Annotated in this window: 3 protein-coding genes; 1 reads left to right on the forward strand and 2 read right to left on the reverse strand. The window is 65.9% G+C overall.

What is annotated here, in order from left to right; genetic code table 11:
* Positions 1 to 230: TSUP family transporter (locus DBR22_RS17830; RefSeq protein WP_146187557.1), on the reverse strand; the 230-nt coding region annotated here is incomplete at its 3' end.
* Positions 231 to 252: 22 nt separating this feature from the next.
* On the reverse strand, positions 253 to 1038 hold the full coding sequence (locus DBR22_RS17835) for an ABC transporter ATP-binding protein (protein ID WP_108600119.1): 786 nt from the start codon (positions 1036 to 1038) through the stop codon (positions 253 to 255).
* Positions 1039 to 1173: 135 nt separating this feature from the next.
* Between DBR22_RS17835 and DBR22_RS17840 the strand changes: the two genes are divergently transcribed.
* Positions 1174 to 1809, forward strand: a 636-nt coding sequence (locus tag DBR22_RS17840; protein ID WP_108600120.1) for an HAD-IB family phosphatase, incomplete at its 3' end; no start/stop codon positions are given.

Consider the following 1809-nt stretch of genomic DNA (forward strand, 5'->3'; position numbering starts at 1 on the left):
AGCCTGAGCAGCTGTCTGCCCCTGCCCTTCAGTTCCCGCCGGTAGCCCCAGGCCCCCGAGGCGCCGCCGGCCACCAGGCCCATGGCGTTACTCATGGTGGCGACGACGGGTGTGAGGCCGAGCGCGAGGAGGACAGGGAAGGTAACGAGGGTGCCGGAGCCGACGACGGCGTTGATGGTTCCGGCCCACAGGCCGGCGAAGAGCACAAAGATACTGCCGGGAAGATCCAAGGTAATGGTTCGGGGCGGCGTTCTAGCGGCGCGCGGCGGCGGTGTACCTGCCGGAGTTCACCGTGACATCAAGGTCAAGCCCGAACGTCTCGCTCAGGTTGGCGGCCGTCAGGACCTCATCGATGGGTCCTGCAGCCACAACGTTTGCCTCCCGCAGCAACATGGCGTGGGTGAAGCCCGGCGGCACTTCTTCGAGGTGGTGGGTGACCAGCACAATGGCCGGGGCGGCTTCGTCCCGGGCGAGCTCGCTGAGGCGGTGGACCAGGTCCTCGCGGCCGCCCAGGTCCAGGCCGGCACCCGGCTCGTCCAGCAGGAGGAGTTCCGGATCAGTCATCAGGGCCCTGGCAATCTGCACCCGCTTGCGTTCCCCCTCCGAGAGCGAGGCAAAGGGCCGGTTGAGCAGTGGTCCCATGCCCCATTCGTTAAGGAGTGTGAAGGCCCGGCGTTCGTCCGCCTTCTCGTAGCCCTCACGCCAGCGGCCGGTCACGCCATAGGCGGCAGTGACCACAACGTTCAGGACTTTCTCGTGCTCCGGAATCTGGTTCGCCAGGGCAGCTGAGGAGAGTCCGATGCGGGGACGGAGTTCAAACACGTCCACCGCGCCGAGGATTTCCTCCAGGATGCCGGCCATGCCGCTGGTGGGATGCAGCCGGGCAGCAGCAATCTGCAGGAGAGTGGTCTTGCCCGCGCCGTTGGGACCGAGGATCACCCAACGCTCGCCTTCCTTGACCTGCCAATCCACCTTGTTCAGGAGCGTTTTGGCCCCACGGACAACGCTGACGGCGGCCAATTCAAGAACATCACTCATAGGAGTAGACACTAGGACAAAACGGGGGCCGACTGATAACTGATACACCTTTCTGCCCCTCCAAGGCGCCTCCGGCGCGTTGCCTGCAGATGGACGAATTCCGGCGGCACTCCCCCGCTGGCTAAGATTGCAGCCATGACTTCGAACGTGACTGCGGTCAGCTATGGCCTCAAACTGATCCCCGCAGAGCTCGAACAGCTGCGGTCCCTCCTCACCGGACACGGCGCAGCCCTTCAGGCAGAAACCCAGGCCGGAGACGGCCGTTACGGCGTCCACACCGCGGACCTGGCCCTGCCGGACGCGTCCGCCGCCGGCATCCCTGCACTGCGGCACGCCGTAGCCCAGCACCGGCAGGACGGAATCGACACGGCGATTGTCCCCGCCGGACTGCGGAAGGCAGCCCGCAAGTTCCTGATCATGGACGTCGACTCAACGCTGATCCAGCAGGAAGTCATCGAACTCCTGGCCGCATACGCGGGCAAGCGGGAAGAAGTCGCCGCTGTCACTGAAGCCGCCATGCGCGGGGAACTGGACTTCGCCCAGAGCCTGCACGCCCGGGTGGCGGTCCTCGCCGGGCTGCCGGCCGACGTCGTCGATTCCGTGCGGGCCGAGGTCAAACTCAGCGAAGGCGCTGCCGAACTGGTGGCCGCGTTCAAGGCCGCAGGCCATGCTGTTGCCGTGGTGTCGGGCGGGTTCAACCAGATCCTGCAGCCGATCGCCGAGAGCCTGGGCCTGGATTACTGGATTGCCAACGACCTGGAGATCGTGGAC

This window comes from Arthrobacter sp. HMWF013, assembly GCF_003061105.1.
Classification (GTDB): Bacteria; Actinomycetota; Actinomycetes; order Actinomycetales; family Micrococcaceae; genus Arthrobacter.

What these genes read in the sequence shown, in the direction of transcription:
- DBR22_RS17835 (WP_108600119.1), bottom strand. Translation starts at nt 1,038, where the DNA reads ATGAGTGATGTTCTTGAATTGGCCGCCGTCAGCGTTGTCCGTGGGGCC.